Raw genomic sequence first — 20891 nt, 5'->3', positions numbered from 1 at the left:
CGGCCACCGATCACACAGAACGGCGGAATGGACCATGGGCCAGACCTTCACGGGCCTGCTCAAGGCCGTACGGGCCAGGGCGGCTTCGGCGGGCGGACCGGGGCAGCCGGTGCCGGCCGCGGCGGCCGCGCTGCGGCTGTGCGGCGACTACCTCGGCTCCCTCCCCGGGGCCGGGCCCCGGGAGGACGGGGCCAGGACCCGTCTGGTGGTGGCCGTCGGCGCCCTCACCTCGGCGTGCTCACCGGGCGCGGAAGGGCTCTTCGACGCCCTGCTGCGGACCGCCCGGTGCGCCCTGGACACCGGGGGCGCACCGGAGGCGCACCTCGCCCTGGCCCTCGCCACGGAGGCCACCGGGATGCGTGAACGGTCCAAGGGGGCGTGGCGGCTGCGCGGGCACGCGCTGGACGCCCTCGGCCGGCGCGACGAAGCGGTACGCGCCTACGAACGCCACCTGACGCTCCAGCAGAACCCCGGCCCCGCGCAGGAGATCATCCGCCGCACCGAAACCCTCCGGGACCTGCGCCGCCTGCTGGAGGACGCGGCCGGCCTGGTCCCCGACGGCGAGGACGCCGCCCGGCTCCGCGCCCTGTACGACGCGCCGGCCGACCGCGCGCGGGCCGGATTCGCCGACGTCGTACGGCGCCGGAGCGCCGAGGCGGGCGGCCTGGGCGACCCGGCGGTGCGGGACCTGACCGCCTCGTACGCCGCCTTCCGCCGGCTGCTGGACCGGGACAGGACGGCGGACCCGCTGCTGGGCGGCACCGAGCCGGCCGGGGTCCCGGCGCTGCGCCGGCTGGTCGAGGGCCGTTCCGTCTGCGTGGTGGCCGAAGCGGCGCGGATCGCGGAGGAGGAGCGGACCCCGGGCAGCGCCCTGGCCGGGATGATCGACGGTTACGACGTGGTGGTGCGCTGCGACGAGCCGCGCGGGGCGGGGGGCCACGCGGACCGCCGTACCGATCTGCACGCCGTCACGCTGCGCGGTGACACGCCGTGGGACGGGCCCGCCTGGGACCACCGGGCCGGGACCCGGCTGGTCTTCGGCGACCCGCTCTCCGACTGGCGCCGGACCCTGCGCGCACGGCTCGTGCCCGGTGCCCAGGACCGCATCGGCGACGCCTCGCTGCGCCGCCCGCTGACCGATCCCGCGCTGATCGGCGAGAGCGGCTGGAGCGCCCGCACCACCACCGCCTTCACCGTGCTGCGGCTGCTGGACTTCCTGGACACCGCCGGCCGGCTCGACCTCGTCGGCTTCGGGCTGCCGGGACAGCTGCTGCCGCCGGAACGGGCCTGGATCACGGCCCACGCCACCCACGAGGACGTCACCGACCTGAGGACCGAACTCCGTTGAACGTTCCCGCCGCCCCTTCCCCCGGACCGGCCGCTCCCTCCCCGGACCCGGCCGCCGCTTCCCCGGACCCGGCCCCCGCGCCTTCCGCCTCCCCGGGGTCCGGCGCGGACGACAGACGCGCGGTCACCGGCCGGCGGCGCATCGCCTTCGCCGTCCGGACCGACGCGGACCGGCTGCCCGGCCTGCCGGTCCTGCTGCGCAGTCTCGCCCTGACCAACCCCGCCGTCTGCGAGGACTTCCTCGTCCTGCACCCCGGGCTGCCCGACACCGCCTTCGACGAGGCCCGCAGACTGCACCCCCGCCTCCTCCCGCGCCGGACCGAGGGCCATGGCGCCGCCCTCGACGCGACGGCCGTCGAGGAGTACGACACCCTCGTCGTCCTGGACCCCGGCATGGTCGTCCTCGGCCCGCTGGACCCGCTGCTGCGGCTGCGTACCGGGGTGGCGGCCGTGCCGCAGCCCGGCGGCGACGGACGGCGCACGGTGCGGGACGACGGGCTGCTGGTGATCCAGTGCGAGGACCACGGCGGCGTGCCCGAAGGCGCCCCGGCGAAGGACCCGGCCCCCGGCCCGTTCACCCCGCTCGACTCGCGGTACGACTTCCTCGTCTCCCGGCTCTACGACGACACACCCGTGCCCGCGCACACCGTCGTCCTGCACTTCCCGGGCCCCGGCGCCGACCGGGCGGGCCACGCACCGGCGTACGAGGCCCGGGACCGGTACGAACTGGACGACGAGGCGTTCCGTACCGCCTACTGCGCGCTGCCCGGCGCCAAGCACCCCGAACTGCTGCTGCACTGCGCGCTCCCGCTGATCGAGGCCGGGCGCGCCTCGGTCGACCTGGTCCGGCAGGTCGCCGAGGTCCACCGCACCCGTGGCCGCCACGAGGAAGCCGTCGCCCTGCTGGGCGCCGCCGTCGCGCACCGGCCCGATCTGCCGCGCTGCCACGAGACGCTGGGCATCTGCCTGATGGCCCTGTCCCGTTACGAGGAGGCCGAGGCGCACCTCCTGCTGGCCACCGTGTCACCGGACTTCGCCGCCCGCGCCTACGGCCAGCTGGCCCGGCTGGCCTGGCTGCTCGGCCGGACCGAGGACGCGCACGCCTACGCCCGCGACGGTCTGGACGCGGACCCGGCCGACGCCAACTGCCACGCCTGGTACGCGCGTACCCGGCCCGCCGCACCGGCCGTACGGCAGGCCCCCCGGCCCGACCCGGCCGGACAGCTCGCGCACGTCGCGCTGTTCGCCGAAGGGCAGGAGAACGCGGGCGACAAGGTGCTGCCCGAGGCGGTACGGATGTGCTTCGGCACCGACACCGGCCCGGACCGCTGGCACGGCCGCTCCGTGCACCGGCTGGTGGACGAGGAGGTCCTGGCCGGGCTGAACGCCCGGCGCGGGGTGGTCGTCGGCGGCGGAGGGCTCTTCCTGCCGGACACCGCGCCCAACGGCAACAGCGGCTGGCAGTGGAACGTCCCCGATGACATGCTGCGCCGGATCACCGTCCCGCTGGCGGTCTTCGCGGTCGGCTACAACGTCTTCGACGGCCAGCACTACCACCGGGAGAGGTTCGCCCGGAGCCTGCGCGTCCTGGTCGAACGGTCCGCCTTCTTCGGGCTCCGCAACCAGGGCTCCGTGGCCCGGGTCAGGGAACTCCTGCCCCCCGGGCTGCGGGATCGGGTCCGCTACCAGCCCTGCCCCACCACCGTCGCCCGCCATCTCGACGCCGGCTGGAGCGACCCGGTGCGCCGTGCGGACACCGTGCTCGTCAACTGCGCCTACGACCGGGCGAACCTCCGCTTCGGCCATGACTACGGCCACTTCCTCGCCGAGATGAACACCGCGGTGCGCGCTCTCGGCGAGCACGCCGAGGTCCGGTACGCGGCCCACATGCCGGCCGACGAGAGGTTCGTCCACGACCTGCGCCGGGAACACGGCACCTCACTGCCGGTGGAGCCGCTCTACCTGCGCACCAACGACGAGATCCGCGGCCTCTACCGGAGCACCCGGCTGGTGGTGGGCATGCGGGGGCACGCCGGGATGATCCCCTTCGGCTGCGGCACCCCGGTCATCAGCCTCGTCTCGCACCCCAAACTCGCCTACTTCCTCGCCGACATCGACCGCCCCGACTGGGGGGTGTCCGTCCACGACCGGGCGCTGGGCGCGGTGCTCACCGAACGGGCCACGGCGATGCTGGACGACCACCGGGCGGCGGTCGCCGACGTGCACGGCCGCCAGGACCTGCTGTGGGAGACCACCCGGGCCAACCTGGCCGAGCTGCGGCCGGTCTTCGGCCTGCCGCAGCCCGGCCCCCGCGTCCCGGGGCCGCGCGGGGCGGCGGGCGGTACGCATCCGCGCGGGGCGGAAGGCGGCACGGATCCGCGCGGGGCGGAAGGCGGCACGGATCCGCGCGGGGCGGCGGGCGGCACGGGTCCGCGCGGGGCGGCGGGCGGCACGGGCCCTTCACCTTCCGGACATCCCACCGGAGAGAGCGTTCACCCGGACGGAGTTCACGGACCGGCGGAACGTCCGTAGCCTGCGGTGACCATGCGATCCTCCGCCACCTCCCCCGCCCCCGGCGCCCCGGCCCCCGGTCCCGCCGCCCCCGCGGACCCGGCCCCGTCGCCGCGTGAACGCCGGTACGACATCGACCTGATCCGGCTGCTCTGCTCCGTCGGCGTGATCCTCTGCCACACCGGCTCGGCCTTCGTGAACGCGGCGGGCCGCACCCCCGCCGACGGGCCGGCGACCTACTGGGCGGGCCTGGCGGCGGACTCGGCGGGCCGCTTCGCCGTACCGCTGTTCTTCGCGATCGCCGGCTGGGTGGTGCTGACCGGCGCCCCGGTGAAGGACGGGCGGCAGCTGCGCCGGCGGATCGGGCGGATCGTCCTGCCGCTGGCCGTGTGGACGGCCCTCTACCTGGCGTGGGGCCGGCTGCGCGGCGCCCACGACGGGCCGCTGCGCGACCTGGCCGCCGACGCCCTGTTCGGCTCGGTCCGCCCGGCCTACCACCTCTGGTACCTGTACGCCTACATCCCCGTGATCATGCTGCTGGCCTTCGCGGCCCTGGTGAGGGCGGGGCGGCGGCCCTGGGGCCTGGGGGCCGCTCTGCTGGTGCTCGCCGGCGCCCCCACCCTGTTCGGGGACCTGGGGAAGGTCACGGACCTGGACCTGCCCCGCTTCGGCTGGGGCTTCGGCCCGTACCAGGTGATCTACGCGGTGCTGGGGGCGCTGGTCCTGGCCGCCCCGGCCGGCGCCTTCGGCCGGCTGCGGCTGTGGTGGGCGGCCGGGGCCGGGGTCCTCCTCACGGCGATCGTCGCGTACCAGCACGAGGTGCACTACGCGATCCCGTACGCGAGCGTCCTGGTGGCCCTGTTCAGCGGCGGTGTCCTGCTCGCCCTGCACCGGGCCGGTGTGCCGGGGCGCCTGCGCCCGGCCCTGACCCGGCTGTCCGACGCGTCGTTCGGAGCGTACCTGGTGCACGTGCTGGTCCTGGGCGTGCTGACCGAGTGGTTCGTCTCCCCGGACCTGGCCTGGCCGGCGGCCCTGGCGCTGGTGGCGGGGGTGACCGCCGCGACGACGGCCCTCTCCTTCGGGGCGGCTCTGCTGTGGGCCCGGCTCGGCCTGACGCGGGTGCTGGGCTGAGAACTCCGGGCGGCAGGACCCCCGGGCGGCGCGGAGCGTCCTGACGCCCGCGCCGCCCGGGCGCCCCGGTACCTCAGCCCCGCTTCAGCGCCCGCGCCCGCCGGGCGAGGCGGCGGAGCGCGGGGCTGCGGCGGAGGGGCGCCAGGCGGGCGGGGACGACACCGGGAAGGGCGAGGGAGGCCAGCCGGCGGCGCTTGAAGTAGCGCCAGGTGCGGGCGGTCAGACGGGTGGAGAGATAGAGCTCCGCGGCCGGGCGCAGGTCCGGCCGTACCCGCGGCTGCATCGCGAAGGCGACCGCCGCCACCAGGCCGTCCTGCTCCGCCGCCGCCCCGGACCCGACGACGGCGGGCGGGGTACGGCCGTCCAGGGCGGGCAGCACCGCGTCGGCGAGCGTCACCGGGACGCGGGCGTCGTGTTCGTACGGGGTGAGGCCCTCCAGCAGCGCGCCCGTCCCGACGGTGGCCACCGGGACCCCGAACAGGGCGGAGGCGGCGAGGAGTCCGGGCGAGAACGAACCGACGGCCACCGCGGGCCGCAGCCGCAGGCAGAGCACCTCCGGGAGCACCGGGGCCCCGGCCGACGCCGCGTCGAGCACCGTCAGCCCGGCACCGAGGCCCTCCGCCTCCGCGACCAGGGCCTCGGCCCAGGGCACGGGAGAGGCGTCGTGCGGGGCGAACACCACCCGGGTGTGGCCGAGCGCGGCGAGTGCGCGTACGGCCCCCAGATGGAGCTCCCTCTCCTCCTCGCCGGTGAGCAGGCCCGCCTCCGCCAGCCCCTCGCCGATCAGCAGGGCGGGAGCGGAGACGCCGGGCAGCCCGCCTGCCGCCTCCGCCAGTCCGGTGTAGACCTCGATCTGCGCGGAGGCGGGCACCGCCAGCGGCTCCGCGCCGTACTCCGACAGCAGCCGGACGCCCAGGCCGGGGAACACGCCGGGGTGGATCAGCCGCCGCACCCGGGTGCCGGTCAGGGGAGGGATCTTGGCGCCGGTCGGGGCGTGGGCGCCGGACCCGGTGGCGTACACGTCGACGGGGGTGCCGGTGAAGACCGCGGCGAGCGCCCTGGCCGGGCCGGTGTGGAGGGATTCCACGACGAGTTCGAGCGTGTCGTCACCGAGCCCCCAGAGCCGGCGCAGATGACGCTCCCACAGGGGTGCGTCGTCGGCGCGGGGTACCCAGCCGGACGGATGGAGGGGGGCGATGGCGTCGTCGTAGGAGAGGACGTCGTCGAAGCGGGCCCGCAGCGACTCGAACCCCGGCATCGCGGACGCGGGCGGCGCCGCCTCGGGGGCGGTGCCGGTCCCGGTGAGGAGCAGGACGCGGCGGTCGGCGTCACCGAGGCGGCCGGAGTCCAGCGCGGCGGCGAGCAGGGCCGTGGCACGCGTCCCGGTGGCGGTGAGGATCTGCGTGGTCATGCGGCGGCCGTCCCCTTCCCCGGGAGCGGTCGCCGGCGCAGCCTGCGCAGCGGGGCCGACCGGCTGACGTCCATGGAGTCCAGCGCTTCGTCCAGCACCTGCCGGGGCAGCCGTCCGAGTGCGGCGGCCCCCCGCGATCTCAGCGCCCGGGCGACGGGCGGTTCGAAGGTGTCCAGGGCGTTGACATGGTGGGAGAGCACCGCGCAGTAGGCGCGTACCGCTTTCGGCAGCAGTTTCTCCGCGTCGCGGTCCGCCGCCGTTTCCTCGACCACCTGGTCGAACGCGCGCAGGAAGTCGAGCTGGCGGACGTCCCGGATCTGGGTGAGGGACGAGGCGACCCCCCGGCGGTAGAAATTGCCGAGTACTCCCAGGACGGCGAAGGATTCCGCCTCCCGGTGCAGCCGCCAGATCCACGGGCGGTCCTCGGCGGTCCGCAGCCCGTCGGTGAAGTGCAGCAGCCCTTTCTCCAGCAGCCGGCGGTGGTAGAGCCCCGCCCAGGCGAAGGCGTAGTCGACGGAGGTCGTCCGGCCGGCGGGCAGGATGGCGTCGCGCGGGCAGCCCACCACGCCCCGCAGCCCGTGCGGGACCCGGCGCACGGTGCGGGACACCCCGGTGACCTGGACATGGTCCGTACGGACGAAGTCGCAGCCCAGGCGCACCGTTTCGGACAGCAGCCGGGCGTAGTGGCCGGGCGCCACCCAGTCGTCGCCGTCGAGGAAGGCGAGGTACCGGCCGCGTGCCGCGTCGAGACCGGTGTTGCGGGCGCTCGCCAGTCCGCGGTTCCGCTCGTGTCTGTGCAGCACCGCCCCCGGGAGTCCGTCCCGGGCGAGGCGGAGGATTTCCGCGGTCCCGTCCGTCGAACAGTCGTCGACGAGGACGAACTCGATGTCCTCGCCCGCGTTCGCGCGGAGGCAGCGGAGGGTGTCGGGCGCGTACGCCCGGACGTTGTAGAACGGCACGATGACGGAGAGTTCGACCACCCGCAGCACGTTAGGGGCGGGCCCGGCATCTTCCCTTTACCCGAAGGGGATGACGGGTGAACGACCCGTGACCGCATGGTGAACCGGCGCCGGTTCCATGGAATTCCAGGGCTTTCCGGAGCCGGTTGGTCAATCGTCGGTGGGCTGTTAACCATCTGTTGCCCCCGCGTTGGGCCGGTCCTCTCCCTGCCTTCCTAGCTTCTTGGACGTGCCTCCTCGTACCGATGACCCGGCCGGCCCGGCCGGCTCCCCGTCCTCCGGCGCCCCGGCGCTCAGGGTCGCCGTCCTCGCCGACTCCGACACCCGGTGGAAGTGGGGCGCGCTCACCGCGCGCCGCCTGACCGCCCCGGGGGCCGGACGCGGTGACGGCGGTCCCGCCCGGGGCCCCGAGGTGCACGGGCTGCTGCTGCGCGGCCGGGCCACCCCGACACCCAGGCAGCTCGCCGAGGTCGGAGAGGTCGGCGTGGACGCCGGCCGGGTGCGCGAGGTGACCACGCTCGAATTCCTGCACGCCGTACGGGACGAGGGTTACGACGTCGTCGTACTCGCCCTCGTCGGCGGCGCCGTCCAGGCGATGCTGCACGGCCTGGCCGCACTGGGGCTGCCCCGCCGCCCGGTCGTCGTCACCGGTTACGTCGGCGTCGTCTACGAGAAGCTGGCGGACGGGCTGCTGCTGCGCCACGGCGCGGACGTCGTCCTCGCCAACTCCCGTCACGACGCCGGCCGTTTCCGGGCCGTGTACGAGGGGGTCGGGGCCGACTCCTCGGCCGTCACCGAGGCCGCCCTGCCGTTCCTCGGCGGTGAACCGTACCGGCGGGAGCCCGGCCGCGACACCGTCGTGTTCGCCGCGCAGCCCTCCGTGCCGGCGTCCCGCGCCGACCGCACCTATCTGCTGCGCAGGCTCGTCGAGCACGCCCGCAGGCACCCCGGCCGTGAGGTGCTGCTGAAGCTGCGCTCCAAGCCCGGCGAGCACACCACGCACATCGAGGAACTGCCCTACCAGCGTCTCGCCGAGCGGATCCCCGGCGGACCGCCGCCCAACTTCCGGCTCGTCTACGGGCACATGGGCGAGGTCCTGGACCGCACGGACCTGCTGGTCACGGTCTCCTCGACGGCCGCCCTGGAGGCCCTGCACCGCCGGATCCCGACCGCGGTCCTCTCCGACCTCGGTGTGCGCGAGGCGCTGGGCAACCACCACTTCATCTCCTCCGGTCTGATCACCTCCTGGGACCGGCTGGACGAGGGCCACCGCCCGCTCCCCGACGAGGAGTGGCTGGCCGGCCAGGGCGTCGCCGCCGACGGCTCGTACGCGGACGCCTACGACGCCGCCGGGGCCAGGGTCGCCGGGCTGCTCGACGCCGGCCCGCTCCCGGCGATCACCCCGTACTACACCCCCGTCTCCGCCCCCGGTTACCTCCCCGGCATCCTCGCTCGCTACCACCTGGCCCCCGACGGCCGGCCGCTGCCGGGCGCGGCCGTGCCCAAGGAGACCGGCCGGGTCAGGGGAGCGGTGCGCGAGACGGTCCGTAACGCGGCGCGCGGTGCCTACCGGCACGGCGTCCAGCGGGTCGCCCCGGCGATCCGGCGGGTGGGCGAGCTGTGACCCCCTCCTCCCGGACGCCCGGCCCTCCCGGTCCGCCCGCGCCTCCCGGCGCGTCCACGGCTCCGGGCGTCTCCGTCCCTTCCGGCGCGTCCGCCGCTCCGGGCGTCTCCGTCCCCTCCGCCGCATCCACCCCTTCAGGCGCGTCCATCACTTCAGGAGCACCCATGACCCCGCCACCGTCCCCGGCCCGGCCTCCGGCCGCGCGCACCGTGGTCGCCGTGATCCCCGCCCGCGGCGGGTCCAAGGGCGTCCCGGGCAAGAACCTCGCCCAGGTCGCCGGCGCCCCCCTGGTGGCCCGCGCGGTCCGTGCCTGTCTCGCCTCCGCCGAGGTCACCGACGTCGTCGTCACCACCGACGACCCGGCCGTCGCCGAGGCGGCCCGTGCCGCCGGCGACGTGCTGGGGGAGTCGGGCCGGCTGCACTGCGTCAGCCGCCCCGCCGCGATCGCCGGTGACACCGCCACCAGCGAGGCCGCGGTCCTGCACGCCCTGGACGCCTACGAGGCGATGCGCCCCGGGCACGGCGCCGACGTGGTCCTCCTCGTGCAGTGCACCAGCCCCTTCCTCACCCGCGAGGACATCGACGGCGTCGCCGCCGCCGTGGCCCGCGACGGGGCCGACACCGCCGTCACCGTCGCGCCCTTCCACGGCTTCGTCTGGCGGGACGGCAACGCCGTCGAGGACGGCACCTACGGCGTCAACCACGACAAGTCCGTACGCCCCCGGCGCCAGGACCGCCCCCAGGACTACCTGGAGACCGGGGCCGCCTACGCCATGGACGTGGCCGGCTTCCGCACCTACCGGCACCGGTTCTTCGGCGACACCGCGCTGGTGAAGACCGACCCGGCCCGGGTGCTGGAGATCGACGACCCGCACGACCTGGCCCGCGCCCGGGCACTCGCGCCACTGCTCGACCCGTCACCGCTGCCCTCGCGCGAGGACATCGACGCGGTCGTCCTCGACTTCGACGGCACCCAGACCGACGACCGGGTCCTCATCGACTCCGACGGACGCGAGATCGTCTCCGTGCACCGCGGGGACGGCCTCGGTGTCGCCGCCCTGCGCGAGGCCGGCGTACCGCTGCTGATCCTGTCGACCGAACGGAACCCGGTCGTCGCCGCCCGCGCCCACAAGCTCAGGGTGCCCGTCCTGCACGGCATCGACCGCAAGGACCTGGCGCTCAAGCAGTGGTGCGAGGAGCAGTCCGTCGATCCCGGACGGGTGCTCTACGTCGGAAACGACGTCAACGACCTGCCCTGCTTCGGCCTCGTCGGCTGGCCCGTCGCCGTCGCGAGCGCCCACGACTCGGTACGCGCCGCGGCGCGCGCCGTCACGACCACCCCCGGCGGCTCGGGTGCCGTCCGCGAGATCGCGGCCTGGCTCCTGGGCCCCACCCTCACCACCGAAACCCCTGCCACCACCCTCACCACCGAAACCCCCGCCACCCCCTCCGAGTAAGGAAGCACCACCATGAGCAGCACCTCCCGCCTGCGCACCTTCGGCTCCCGCACCGCCGGCCCCGGCCACCCCGTCTACGTCACGGGTGAGATCGGCATCAACCACAACGGCGACCTCGACAACGCCCTCGCGCTGATCGACGTGGCCGCCGAAGCCGGCTGCGACGCCGTGAAGTTCCAGAAGCGCACCCCGGAGATCTGCACCCCGCGCGACCAGTGGGACATCGAGCGCGACACTCCCTGGGGCCGGATGACGTACATCGACTACCGCCACCGCGTGGAGTTCGGCGAGGCGGAGTACACCGCCATCGCCGAGCACTGCGCCGAGCGCGGCATCGACTGGTTCGCCTCCCCGTGGGACACCGAGGCCGTCGCCTTCCTGGAGAAGTTCGACGTCCCCGCCCACAAGGTGGCCTCCGCCTCCCTCACCGACGACGAGCTGCTGCGCGCGCTGCGCGCCACCGGCCGCACCGTCATCCTCTCCACCGGCATGTCGACGCCCCGTCAGATCCGGCACGCCGTCGAGGTCCTCGGCAGCGACAACATCCTGCTCTGCCACGCCACGTCGACGTACCCGGCGAAGGCCGAGGAGCTGAACCTGCGGGTCATCAACACCCTCCAGCAGGAGTACCCGAACGTGCCGATCGGTTACAGCGGCCACGAGACGGGCCTCCAGACCACCCTGGCCGCCGTCGCGCTCGGCGCCACCTTCGTCGAGCGCCACATCACCCTCGACCGCGCCATGTGGGGCTCCGACCAGGCCGCCTCCGTCGAGCCGCAGGGCCTCACGCGCCTGGTCCGCGACATCCGCACCATCGAGGCGTCCCTCGGTGACGGCGTCAAGAGGGTCTACGAGTCGGAGCTCGGCCCGATGAAGAAGCTGCGCCGCGTCGCGGGCGTCGTCGCCGAGGCCGGGAACGCTCCGGCCGCCGAGCCGGTCGCGGTCTGACGGGCCGACCGGTGAACCTCGCCTTCGTCGAGAGCCCGGTCCAGCTCCTGAACGTCCTGGAGTGGACCCACGCCCGGGGAGGGCACGGCGGCACCACCGTCGTCGTCCTCCCCCCGGTCGACCCGATGTCGCGCGGTCAGCTGCGCAGGATGGCGGAGCTGGCCCGCGACGAGGGCGTCACCGTCCGCTGGCAGGAGGCGCGCGGGGAGACCGGCGCGCCCCTCAAGGCCCTGCGGGCGCTGGCCGGTCTGGTCCGCGCGGCCGACCGGATCGTCATCGGGGACCCGTTCTCCCGGTACGTACAGCTGCTGCTGTCGATGGCCCGCCCCCGCCGGGTCACGGTCGTCGACGACGGCACCGCCACCATGGAGTTCACCGCCCAGCTCGCACGCGGTGAACGCCTGGTGCGCTGGCACCGGCGCGGCAGCCGGGGGCCGCGCGAGATGGCCCTGGCCCCGGTCACCGCCGTGGCCCGGCGCAGCTTCGTGCCCTCGGGACACCGGACGGTGGAGGTGTTCACGGCGATGCCCGTGGAGACTCCCGAGGGAGTCGAGGTCACGTCGAACACCTTCGCCTGGACCCGGGACCGCTTCGGCCCGCCCACCGTCACCAAAGGCGCCGACCTGGTCGGTACCTCACTGGTCGAGACGGGGGTGATCGACACGGTGCCGTACCAGGAGGCGGTGGCGGCCCTGGCCCGGGCACACGGGGCGACCCGCTACTTCGCCCACCGCAGGGAGTCCGCGGACAAACTCCACGCCCTGGAGTCCGCCACCGGTCTGGAGATCGTCCGCCCGGACCTCCCCCTGGAACTCATCGCCCGGCGCGGCCCGGTCGGCCACACGGTCCTGAGCTTCCCCTCCACGGTGGTCCACACCCTCCCGCTGGCGCTGGCCGGCACCGGTGTGAAGGTCGCTGTCTGCGACATAGCCCCCCAGTGGCTCCGTGACACCGCCTCCCCCCGCGCCCAGGGCTTCCTGAGCGGCGTCACGGAAACGGCCCGGGACGTCCAGCGGCTGTCGCCGTGGCGGATGACGGCGGCCGCGGAGGGGTGAGCCGGAGCGGGACGGCGGGGGACGAGAGGCCGGGCCCGGCCGGTCAGCGTCGGGCGGTCCTGGGGGCCGGCGGGGTGATGCGGACCCGCTGGGCCGGCGGGGCGGTCTCGATGTCGTGGAGCTGGGCGGTGATCGTGGCGCGCAGGTCGTCGAAGTCCTCGAAGTAGTGGTCGTTGAAGAGGGTGTAGCCCGTCCACATCAGGTTGGCGCAGACCCGGGCCGGGACCCGGCCGGTACGGGCACCCATGCCGACCAGGGCGACCGACCGGATACTGCCCGGGGCGCTCTCGTTCTGCCGGTGGACGGCCTGGAAGGCGGCGGCGCAGGCCAGGGCGACGTTCAGCGTCCGGCTCACGTTCTCCGAGGAACCGGTCATCGTGGGCGTCGGTATCAGGAACTTCGGGTTGACCGCCCCGGAGGGCACGCACACCGCGCTGCCCACGGGGAGGGTCCCCGCGAACCGGTCGCGGATCGCCTGCTGCACGCGCAGCTGGATGCCGGCCCCGAGGTGCCGCTTGACGGCCGCGTCGGTGCCGCCGTCCATACGGCCCTTGGAGTTGGTCGGGCTGACCCAGGCGTCGGCCGCCACTCCGAGGATCGATCCCTTGCGGATCTCGATCTCCGGGGTGTCGGCGAACGCCGCCCGCCAGGATTCGACCACCTCGGTGCTGAGGTCGGTCAGGATCACCCTGAGAGGTGTCGGCTGCGGGCGGCTCGCGGTCATCGTTCACTCCGTTCGAGAGGTGGCTCCTCCACTTCTCCGGACGCTACCGCCCCCCACTGACAGGCCGCCGGACGACAGGAGCCGGCCCCCCGTTGTCAGACCGCGGGTCTAGGGTCCTGGACAACTCCTCGCCCCTCAGCACGGCTTGGGGTGCGGTGCGCCGGCGGCTTCCCCGCCCGCGCCTCCGCCCCGCCTTTGTCCGCACGGCCAGAATCCCGGAGCGCTTCCACCATGAGCGATGTCAACACCCCGGCCACCACGCCTGACCCGAACGACCCGCTCGCTCTGGCCGAGCTGTTCCAGGGCGGCGGTGAGCCGTGGCTTCCGCTGCTGAAGCCGGCCATCGAGGCGCGGCCGGACGCGGCCGCGTTCATCGGCGCGGACCGCGGCCCGGACGTCGTACCGGTCCGTGAACTCACCTTCCAGGCGCTCAAGCCGAACCCGCCGCACAAGTGGAAGGTCGTCGCCTTCGGGCAGAACCCGTACCCGCGGCCGGAGAGCGCCACCGGTATCGCCATGTTCGACAACACCTTCCACGACTGGAAGGACAGCAGGTTCGGACGGGTCGTCAGCATCCGCTGCCTCATCAAGGCGGCGGCCATGTGGAAGTACGGCATACCCAAGAAGACCCCGATCAAGGACGTCCGCGCGCTGCTCGCCGAGCGGGACACCGTCCAGCCGCCGGAGTGGTTCCAGGCGATGCTCACCCAGGGGGTGCTGCTGCTGAACACGTCCCTCACCGCCAGCGCCGACGGGGCGATGGGGACCGACCGGCACACGGGGTTCTGGCGGCCCGTCGCCGAGCGGATCGTCGAGGAGATCTTCAGGGCCAAGCAGCACGCCGACGAGGAGGACCGCGGGGTCGTCTTCGCCTGGTGGGGTGCCCACGCGCGCAGCCTGAAGACGGCCGTCCTCCGCATCCAGAAGAAGTACCCCGGGGTCGAGGTCCGGCACATCGACCACGCCAACCCGGCGGCGCAGGGCGACATCTTCTGCGACGGCGACCACTTCACCCTGGTCAACGACGCCCTCGCGGCCGTGGGGGCCGACGGGATCGACTGGCTGCCGAGCAAGGGGTGGAACGGGACCGCGTCCGCCCCGGGCGGGGCGCAGAGCGGTGTCTCCGAGCGGATGGGGGCCTTCATCGCATCGACCATGGAACTGCACCAGCAGTACCTGGAGCGGCTTTCGGGGGTCAAGGACGAAGGTCTCGTCCTCCCGGGGATCACCGGGGTGTTCGACACCCCGCTCATGGGCTTCCGGGACGCCGTCGGCCCGGTCGCCGAACTGCTCCGCTCGATCGGCCACCACGTCGACCGGGCGGACGAGTTCGGGAAGAGGCGCGCCGACGAGGGCACCGGCGTCCTCTCGGCGGACACGATCGCGGCCCTCCACCTCTACACGTGCGAGTCGGAGTTCTACCGGAAGATCAACGCCGTGCTGCGGTCCCCGGACCGCAGCCGGGTGGTGCCCTACCTCCCCTATCTGCGGCTGCTCTTCGCGGCGGTGTCCGAGCTCCCCGCGCACACGCGGCCGTTGTGGCGCGGGGTGGCGCTGGACCTGCGGGCGCAGTACCCGCTGGGCCGGACCGTGACCTGGTGGGGCGTCTCCTCCTGCACACCCGTGCTCGGCGTGGCCCGGGCGTTCCTCGGCGGACGGGGCAGACGGACGCTCTTCGAGGTGACCCCGCGCCGGGCGGTGGGCATCCGCGACTTCTCGGCCTTCACCGGGGAGGAGGAGTTCATCCTCTCCCCGGGTACGCAGCTGAAGGTGACGGACGTCAGGACGGAGCGCGGCGGCCTGTGCACGGTGCGGCTGACCGAACTGGAGGAGCAGACCCTGGTGTCCTGAGCCGCGGCCCGGCCCCGGGGGCGGGGTGCGTGCCACGTGAAGCGGCAGGGGGCCCGCCCCCGGGGGTGCTGCGTTCGAGGCTGCTCCGCGCGGTGACGGCCGCGGCCCGCGGGCCCGCCGGCCGCCCCCGCCGTGCCGCCTCAGTAACGCGGGGCCAGGTGGCAGAGGGCGGCCTCCGCGGCGGCGGCGGCCTGGGCGGCGGTGTCCGCGACGGCCATGACGTGGCCCAGGCGCTGGTGGCTGTTGGCGGGCCAGGTGGTGGTCTGCCCCGCCACCGCCTTGACCCGGTGCGCCACGACCGCCGGGAAGTGCTCCAGGATCCCGGCGTCCGGGACCTCGCGTACGGTGCCGTCGCGCCCGGCCAGGAAGCGGATGGCGGCGCCCCGGCGGCGGACCGGTTCCAGGTCGGGCCGCTCCCCGGAGTGGGCCCGCAGGGACTGTTCCAGGAGGGCGACCCCCAGGGCGTGCTCGACGAGGTCGGGGATGAAGTCGCCGCCCGTACGGGCGTTGATCTCGATCAGGACCGGGCCGTCCGGCGTCAGCTTGGCCTCCACATGGGCCGGACCGAAGTCGAACCCGATGGCGGCCAGCGCCGAGACCGCGACGGCGGCGGCCGCGCCGGCCTGCTCGCCGAGGGCGGAGGGGAAGGTGTGCCCGAACTCCACGAAGTGCGGTGTGGGGCCCAGCAGTTTGTCGGTGACCCCCAGGACGTGGGTACGGCCGTCGTAGGTGAAGGTCTCCACGCTGACCTCGGGGCCGAAGAGGCACTGCTCCAGCAGCGCGCCCGGCACCCGGGCCTGTCCCTTGGAGTTCACCGCGCTGCCCGCGATGCCCGCCACCGCCGCCCGCACCTCCGCGCGGGTACGGCAGAGCTCCACACCGATGCTGGCCGATTCGTCGACCGGCTTGACCACGCACGGCAGTCCGGTGTCGGCGAGGGCGGTGTCGATCTCCTCCTCGGTCAGGACGAAGTGGAAGCGGGGCACCGGGACCCCGGCCGCCGCACACCGCTCCCGGGTGCGCAGCTTGTTCCTGGCGTCCTGGGCGGCGCCGGGGTCCAGGCCGGGGAGACCGAGACGGCGGGCGGCCTCGGTGGCCAGGGGCACGTAGTACTCCATGACGGTCACGACCCCGCAGACGGGGAGGGTGTGCGCCCGCAGCTCCTTCTCCACCGCGTCCGGGTCCTGGGTGTCGCAGACCCGGATGCCGGCGGCGAGTTCGCGGATCGCCCCGGCGGTGGCGGGATCGGTCTCGTACTTCTCCATGCCGTTGGTAACGAAGAGCGGGTTGAGCCCCATGTCACGGGCCAGACGCAGCGCCTGGACCCCTGTCCCGGTCATGTTGGACTCGATGAAGGCCAGGGCACGGTCGCGGCCGGGTGCGGGGGCGGGGTCGGTCATCGTGCGTCCTTCCGTCCCGCGACAGGGCCGTCGGCGGGGATCCAGTAGCTGGTGGCGCCGGGCTGCGGGCGCCGGGTCATGGGGTCCCTGACCAGCCGGGCGAGCAGCCCGGCGGGGACGACCACCACGAAGAAGAGCAGGGAGTAGAGGGGGTTGCGCACGGGGTGGAACCTTTCCGGGCGGGGCGCCGCCCCGGCGGGGGCGGCGCGCGGACGGGACACGGCGGGCCGGCGGCGTCAGTCCAGGGGGATGGCGTCGCGCCAGTCCCGCTCCTCCTCCCATGCGGGCTGGTCCTTCTTCTCCAGCACGTGGTTGCCGAGGACCAGCACGTCGATACCGGTGCGCATGAAGCAGGTGTAGGCGTCCTCCGGCGTGTGCACGATGGGCTCCCCGCGTACGTTGAACGAGGTGTTCACCAGGATCGGGCAGCCGGTCCGCTCCTTGAACGCGGTCAGCAGCCGGTGGTACACGGGGGAGGCCGCTGCGTCGACGGTCTGCACGCGGGCCGAGTGGTCGACATGGGTGACCGCCGGGACGGTCGAGCGCTGGACCTGGAGCAGCCCCAGGCCCTCCGGCCGGCCGTCGTCCCCGTCGTCCCGCGCCGGCGGTTCGATCCGGCGGGAGGGCGCCACCGGGGCGACGACCAGCATGTACGGACTGTCCTGGCCGAGTTCGAACCAGTCCTTGGCGTCCTCGGCGCGCACCGAGGGAGCGAAGGGGCGGAACGACTCCCGGAACTTGATCTTGAGGTTCATCGCGGACTGCATCGCCGGGTCGCGCGGATCGCCCAGGATCGAGCGCGCCCCCAGCGCGCGCGGTCCGAACTCCATCCGCCCCTGGAACCAGCCGACCACCGCGCCTTCGGCGAGCCGCCCGGCGACCGTCGCGGCCAGTTCCCCGTCGGTGGCCGCCTTCGTGTGGACGGCGCCCGCACCGTCCAGGTACGTCCGGATCTCCTCGTCGGTGAAGGCCGGGCCGAGGAGCGAGCCGGACATGGCGTCCCGTCCGGTGCCCAGGTGGCCGCGGTCCGCCCCGCGCGCGAGGGCCACGGTGAGCGCGCTGCCCAGCGCTCCGCCCGCGTCACCGGCCGCCGGCTGGATCCAGACCTCGTCGAAGACGCCCGCCTCGATGATCCTGCCGTTGGCGACGCAGTTCAGCGCCACCCCGCCGGCCAGGCACAGGTGCCGTTCCCCGGTACGCTCCCGCGCGGTCCTGGCCAGCTTCAGCACCACCTCCTCGGTGACCGCCTGCACCGAGGCCGCGAGGTCGAACTCCCGCTGGGTGAGCGGCGATTCCGGCGTACGCCGGGGGCCGCCGAACAGCTTCTCGAAGGCCGGGCCGGTCATGACCTCACCGGCGAGGTAGGAGAAGTACCGCATGTCGAGCCGGAAGGAGCCGTCCTCCTTGACGTCGATCAGGGTGGACCGGATGAGGTCGGCGTAGCGCGGGGTGCCGTACGGCGCCAGGCCCATCACCTTGTACTCGCCCGAGTCGACCTTGAAGCCGCAGAAGTAGGTGAAGGCGGAGTAGAGCAGGCCCAGCGAGTGCGGGAACCGCAGCTCCATCAGCGGTTCCAGGGCGGTGCCGCGCCCGTGCCACAGGGTGGTCGTGGCCCACTCGCCGACCCCGTCCACGCAGAGCACGGCGGCTGACTCGTAAGGGCTGGGGAAGAAGGCGGAGGCGGCGTGGGACTCGTGGTGGCGGCGCGGCTGGACCTCCGGGACCCGGCCGAGGCCGAGGGCCTCCAGTTCACGCCGGACGGTCGTGGTGGTGGTCCGCTTCCAGGAGAGCCACTGCGGCAGCGACCGGCGGAAGGCGGCATGGCCGCGGGGCGCGGCACCGAGGTAGGTGGCGAGCACCCGCCGGAACTTCAGCTCCGGGTCCTCGTAGTAGGAGACCGCCGAGACGTCGTCGAGGGTGGCGCCCGCCTCGTCCAGGCAGTAGCGGACGGCGTGCGAGGGGAACCCGGGGTCGTGGCGGATCCGGGAGAAGCGTTCCTCCTGGGCCGCGGCGACGGGGACCCCGTCGGCGACGAGGGCGGCGGAGCTGTCGTGGTAGTAGGCCGAGAGGCCGAGCACCAGGTCTGGCATGGCTGTCTCGTGTTCCTTTCTGTCCCGGCTCCGGGGCCGGCCGCGGGTGCGGGGCGGTCCGGGGCCGGCGGGGACGGCCGCGGGTGCGGGGCGGGGGAGCGCACGGGCCGGGGAGCCGGCCCGCGGGGCGGCCCGTGGTCAGTGGGGGCGGGCGGCCAGCCTGGCCCGGCGGTCGGCCAGCCAGGCGGGGAAGGACCGGGGCGGGTTGAGGGAGCGGTAACCCTCCCGGACGCGCCGCCATGCCTCCTGCCGGTACGGGCCGCCCACCGGCAGCGCGGACAGATGGCTGTCGATCGCGTCGGCGGCCCAGGCGGAGTGCCCGGTGGCCACGTTGTCGATGGTGTTGTGGATGTCCACGAAGCGGGTGCTGAAGCCGTGCTTGCGCAGTCCGAGCCGGGCCCGCCGGTAGGTGCCGCCGACACCGGAGAGCTCCATGGCCAGATTCAGGCCGAGGATCTCCGGTTCGAAGGTGACCGGGAAGCGTCCGACGGCCAGCCAGTAGACCGGAAGCTCGAACGAACTGTCCTGGAAGCCGTCCCAGCGGGCGAATTCGGCGGAGCCGGTGGGCGGCAGCCCGACCCCCATGCCCTCGACCAGCTCACGGTAGATCAGCGGGTGGTTGAGGGCCGTCAGGCCGTTGCCCAGCTCGTCCCAGTAGGTCTCGAACAGCGAGTAGCCCACCTGGGAGGAGGCCAGCCGGTAGTCGGTGAAGCCCTGGAGCCAGCCCCCGTCGATCATGGTGAGCGGGGCCAGCTGCACGGTGGAGTCGATCAGCTGCTCACGGGTGGGCAGCTCGTCCTCCCGGTTCTGGGCGAACTCCTCGGCATGGCGGTCGTGCTGGGCGGCGAGCCAGGGCCGCAGCCCCTCGGCCGGCCAGTCCGCGGGCAGCGGCAGCGCGCTGCGGTCGATGCGGTGGCGGGCCCGGCCGAGCCAGCCGTGGACGTAGCTGACGGCCCACGACCGGAGCGCCGGTGACTGGGTGCGGCGCTGGAGCAGTACGTACGCCTCGCGCAGGTCGCGGGGCGGCTGCCCGTCCGGACCGCCGCCGAAGGCGGGAAGGGCGGGCACCGGGCGTACGGCACCGGCACCGGCACCGGGGCCCGCCGCCGCACCGCTCGGCGCACCGGTGTCCGTGCCGGCCTCCACGGTGGTGTCCGCGTCGCCGCCGGTGCCCGTACCGTCCCGGGCCGGCAGCGAGGCGATCCACTGCCGCAGCACGGACAGGTCCTCGGGGCTGAACACCCGGAACATCGCCCCCCGCTCCCCGACCAGCCCGGTGACCAGCGCGCTCCGCTCCGGCTGCCCGGGGCGGACCAGACGGCTCGCGGCCAGTGCGGACATCAGGGGGTAGGGGTCCTGCCGGGCCTCGGCCAGCCAGGTCGCCAGCGGCCGTCCGGCCAGCTGGAAGGCGTGGTGGTAGACGGACCCCTCACGGGCGCGCAGCCGGATCAGCTCGGCGGCCTGCTGCTCCGGCCGGGCGATGTCCCCGGCGAACCGGTACACCTCCTGCGACCAGGCGACGAGCCGGTCGAACGCCCAGCGGCAGCCCGCCAGCACCCGGCGGGAGTCCTCGTCGTCACCGTCCCCGGCGAGGGTCTCCACCACGGCCGCCGAACCGGCCAGCCCGCCCGCCGGCTCCAGCGGCCGCGGGGCCCCGGGGTCGAGCGCCGCCCAGTCGGCCCGCTGCTCCCCGCCGTGGACGGCGCGCACCAGGGCGAGCGGAGGCAGCAGTCCCGCCTCCCGCAGGCACAGGTCGGCGCCGGCGGTCTCGGGCCGGAACTCCTCGGCCATCCGCCCGAACAGGAGAAGCAGGGAAGGGAGTTCGAAGGAGGAGTCCAGGATCCGCGGGTCCAGGGCGGTCCGGGCGGGCGGGTCCGCGTACTCTGCGGAGTCCAGGGCGCGGAGCAGCGCCGCGAAGGCGTCGCCCCGGGACCGGTACGGGCGCCCCACCCCGACGTCCGAGGCGTACAGGGTGAGCGCGGCCAGAGCCGTCGGTTCGTCGGCGGTGGCCATACCGGTGGAACCGGACAGCCAGGCACCGGAGACCAGGGCGAGCGGGGCGCACTGGAGCAGGACCCGGGCGGCCGACCGGTGCAGGCCGGTGCCGGCGGGGGCGGTCCCGGCGAGAGCGGCGAACCGGTCGCGTTCCCCGTCGGCCCAGGTCCGTATCCGTTTGCGCAGGAGATCCAGGCCGTCCTGGGCGGCCTTTGGGTCCCGGGACCCGTCCAGGACGGCGCGCAGCGCACCGGCCCGGACGGTGTCCGCCACCGTGCACTCCGGGTCGCAGACCAGGGGGTAGAGCGAGCGGGCGGTCATGGAAGTCATCGGTGGCCGGCCGCCCTCAGAACATCGGGTAGATGGAGGAGCTGTTGTCCGGCTTCTT

15 protein-coding genes are annotated in these 20891 nt (G+C 74.5%); 8 read left to right on the top strand and 7 right to left on the bottom strand.

Annotated features, from left to right (window positions below; genetic code table 11):
• The first annotated feature begins 34 nt into the window (after window positions 1–34).
• The 3 genes from CP967_RS12415 to CP967_RS12405 are packed head-to-tail and all read left to right on the top strand — an operon-like array spanning window position 35 to window position 4989.
• Window positions 35–1348, top strand: coding sequence for a tetratricopeptide repeat protein (locus CP967_RS12415; RefSeq protein ID WP_150488051.1), 1314 nt, complete (start codon window positions 35–37; stop codon window positions 1346–1348).
• Window positions 1345–3879 (top strand): polysaccharide pyruvyl transferase family protein, encoded by a 2535-nt coding sequence (locus tag CP967_RS12410; protein ID WP_229888166.1) that lies wholly within the window; start codon window positions 1345–1347, stop codon window positions 3877–3879. Before CP967_RS12415 ends, CP967_RS12410 begins: the two co-directional genes overlap by 4 nt.
• A 12-nt stretch (window positions 3880–3891) precedes the next feature.
• Complete coding sequence (locus CP967_RS12405; protein ID WP_190174955.1) at window positions 3892–4989, top strand: acyltransferase; 1098 nt, start codon at window positions 3892–3894, stop codon at window positions 4987–4989.
• A gap of 73 nt (window positions 4990–5062) precedes the next feature.
• Here CP967_RS12405 and CP967_RS12400 read toward each other — a convergent pair whose 3' ends face one another.
• Together CP967_RS12400 and CP967_RS12395 are read right to left on the bottom strand one after the other, a co-directional pair.
• A complete protein-coding gene (locus CP967_RS12400) occupies window positions 5063–6400 on the bottom strand; it encodes a polysialyltransferase family glycosyltransferase (protein WP_150488049.1) in 1338 nt (445 codons plus the stop codon).
• A complete protein-coding gene (locus CP967_RS12395) occupies window positions 6397–7380 on the bottom strand; it encodes a glycosyltransferase family 2 protein (protein ID WP_150488048.1) in 984 nt (327 codons plus the stop codon). The genes CP967_RS12400 and CP967_RS12395 overlap by 4 nt, the downstream gene beginning before the upstream one ends.
• A gap of 208 nt (window positions 7381–7588) precedes the next feature.
• Here CP967_RS12395 and CP967_RS12390 point away from each other — a divergent pair, with 208 nt between their 5' ends.
• The 4 genes from CP967_RS12390 (at window position 7589) to CP967_RS12375 (ending at window position 12443) form a co-directional block, all read left to right on the top strand.
• On the top strand, window positions 7589–8983 hold the full coding sequence (locus tag CP967_RS12390; protein WP_150488047.1) for a DUF6716 putative glycosyltransferase: 1395 nt from the start codon (window positions 7589–7591) through the stop codon (window positions 8981–8983).
• A gap of 164 nt (window positions 8984–9147) precedes the next feature.
• A complete protein-coding gene (locus CP967_RS12385) occupies window positions 9148–10440 on the top strand; it encodes an acylneuraminate cytidylyltransferase (protein ID WP_150488046.1) in 1293 nt (430 codons plus the stop codon).
• Window positions 10441–10452: 12 nt separating this feature from the next.
• Window positions 10453–11388 carry an N-acetylneuraminate synthase family protein gene (locus CP967_RS12380; protein ID WP_150488045.1) on the top strand — a complete coding sequence of 312 codons (936 nt, stop codon included), beginning with the start codon at window positions 10453–10455 and terminating at the stop codon, window positions 11386–11388.
• Between the two features lie 11 nt (window positions 11389–11399).
• Complete coding sequence (locus CP967_RS12375) at window positions 11400–12443, top strand: hypothetical protein (RefSeq protein ID WP_150488044.1); 1044 nt, start codon at window positions 11400–11402, stop codon at window positions 12441–12443.
• 43 nt (window positions 12444–12486) lie between these two features.
• On the opposite strand, the gene CP967_RS12370 is transcribed toward CP967_RS12375, so the two are convergent.
• Window positions 12487–13167 carry a macro domain-containing protein gene (locus CP967_RS12370; protein ID WP_150488043.1) on the bottom strand — a complete coding sequence of 227 codons (681 nt, stop codon included), beginning with the start codon at window positions 13165–13167 and terminating at the stop codon, window positions 12487–12489.
• Window positions 13168–13398: 231 nt separating this feature from the next.
• Here CP967_RS12370 and CP967_RS12365 point away from each other — a divergent pair, with 231 nt between their 5' ends.
• Entirely contained in the window at window positions 13399–15018 is a 1620-nt protein-coding gene (locus tag CP967_RS12365) for an ADP-ribosyltransferase domain-containing protein (RefSeq protein ID WP_150488042.1), read from the top strand.
• A 140-nt stretch (window positions 15019–15158) separates the two neighbouring features.
• Here the strand turns inward: CP967_RS12365 and CP967_RS12360 are convergent, their stop codons facing one another.
• From CP967_RS12360 to CP967_RS12350, 4 genes are all read right to left on the bottom strand, one after another.
• A complete protein-coding gene (locus CP967_RS12360) occupies window positions 15159–16418 on the bottom strand; it encodes an ATP-grasp domain-containing protein (protein WP_150488041.1) in 1260 nt (419 codons plus the stop codon).
• Window positions 16415–16579: a hypothetical protein gene (locus tag CP967_RS33970; RefSeq protein ID WP_167535374.1), complete on the bottom strand. Its 165-nt coding sequence runs from the start codon at window positions 16577–16579 to the stop codon at window positions 16415–16417. The genes CP967_RS12360 and CP967_RS33970 overlap by 4 nt, the downstream gene beginning before the upstream one ends.
• Window positions 16580–16654: 75 nt before the next feature.
• The gene (locus CP967_RS12355; RefSeq protein ID WP_150488040.1) at window positions 16655–18508 is read right to left on the bottom strand and encodes a carbamoyltransferase family protein; all 1854 of its coding nucleotides are present in this window, start codon (window positions 18506–18508) and stop codon (window positions 16655–16657) included.
• A 138-nt stretch (window positions 18509–18646) separates the two neighbouring features.
• Window positions 18647–20833, bottom strand: coding sequence for an iron-containing redox enzyme family protein (locus tag CP967_RS12350; protein WP_150488039.1), 2187 nt, complete (start codon window positions 20831–20833; stop codon window positions 18647–18649).
• Window positions 20834–20891: the final 58 nt, after the last annotated feature.

The organism is Streptomyces nitrosporeus, from assembly GCF_008704555.1.
Classification (GTDB): Bacteria; Actinomycetota; Actinomycetes; order Streptomycetales; family Streptomycetaceae; genus Streptomyces; species Streptomyces nitrosporeus.
Note: the sequence above shows the minus strand (reverse complement) of the source record. Positions and strands in the feature narration are given on the sequence as shown.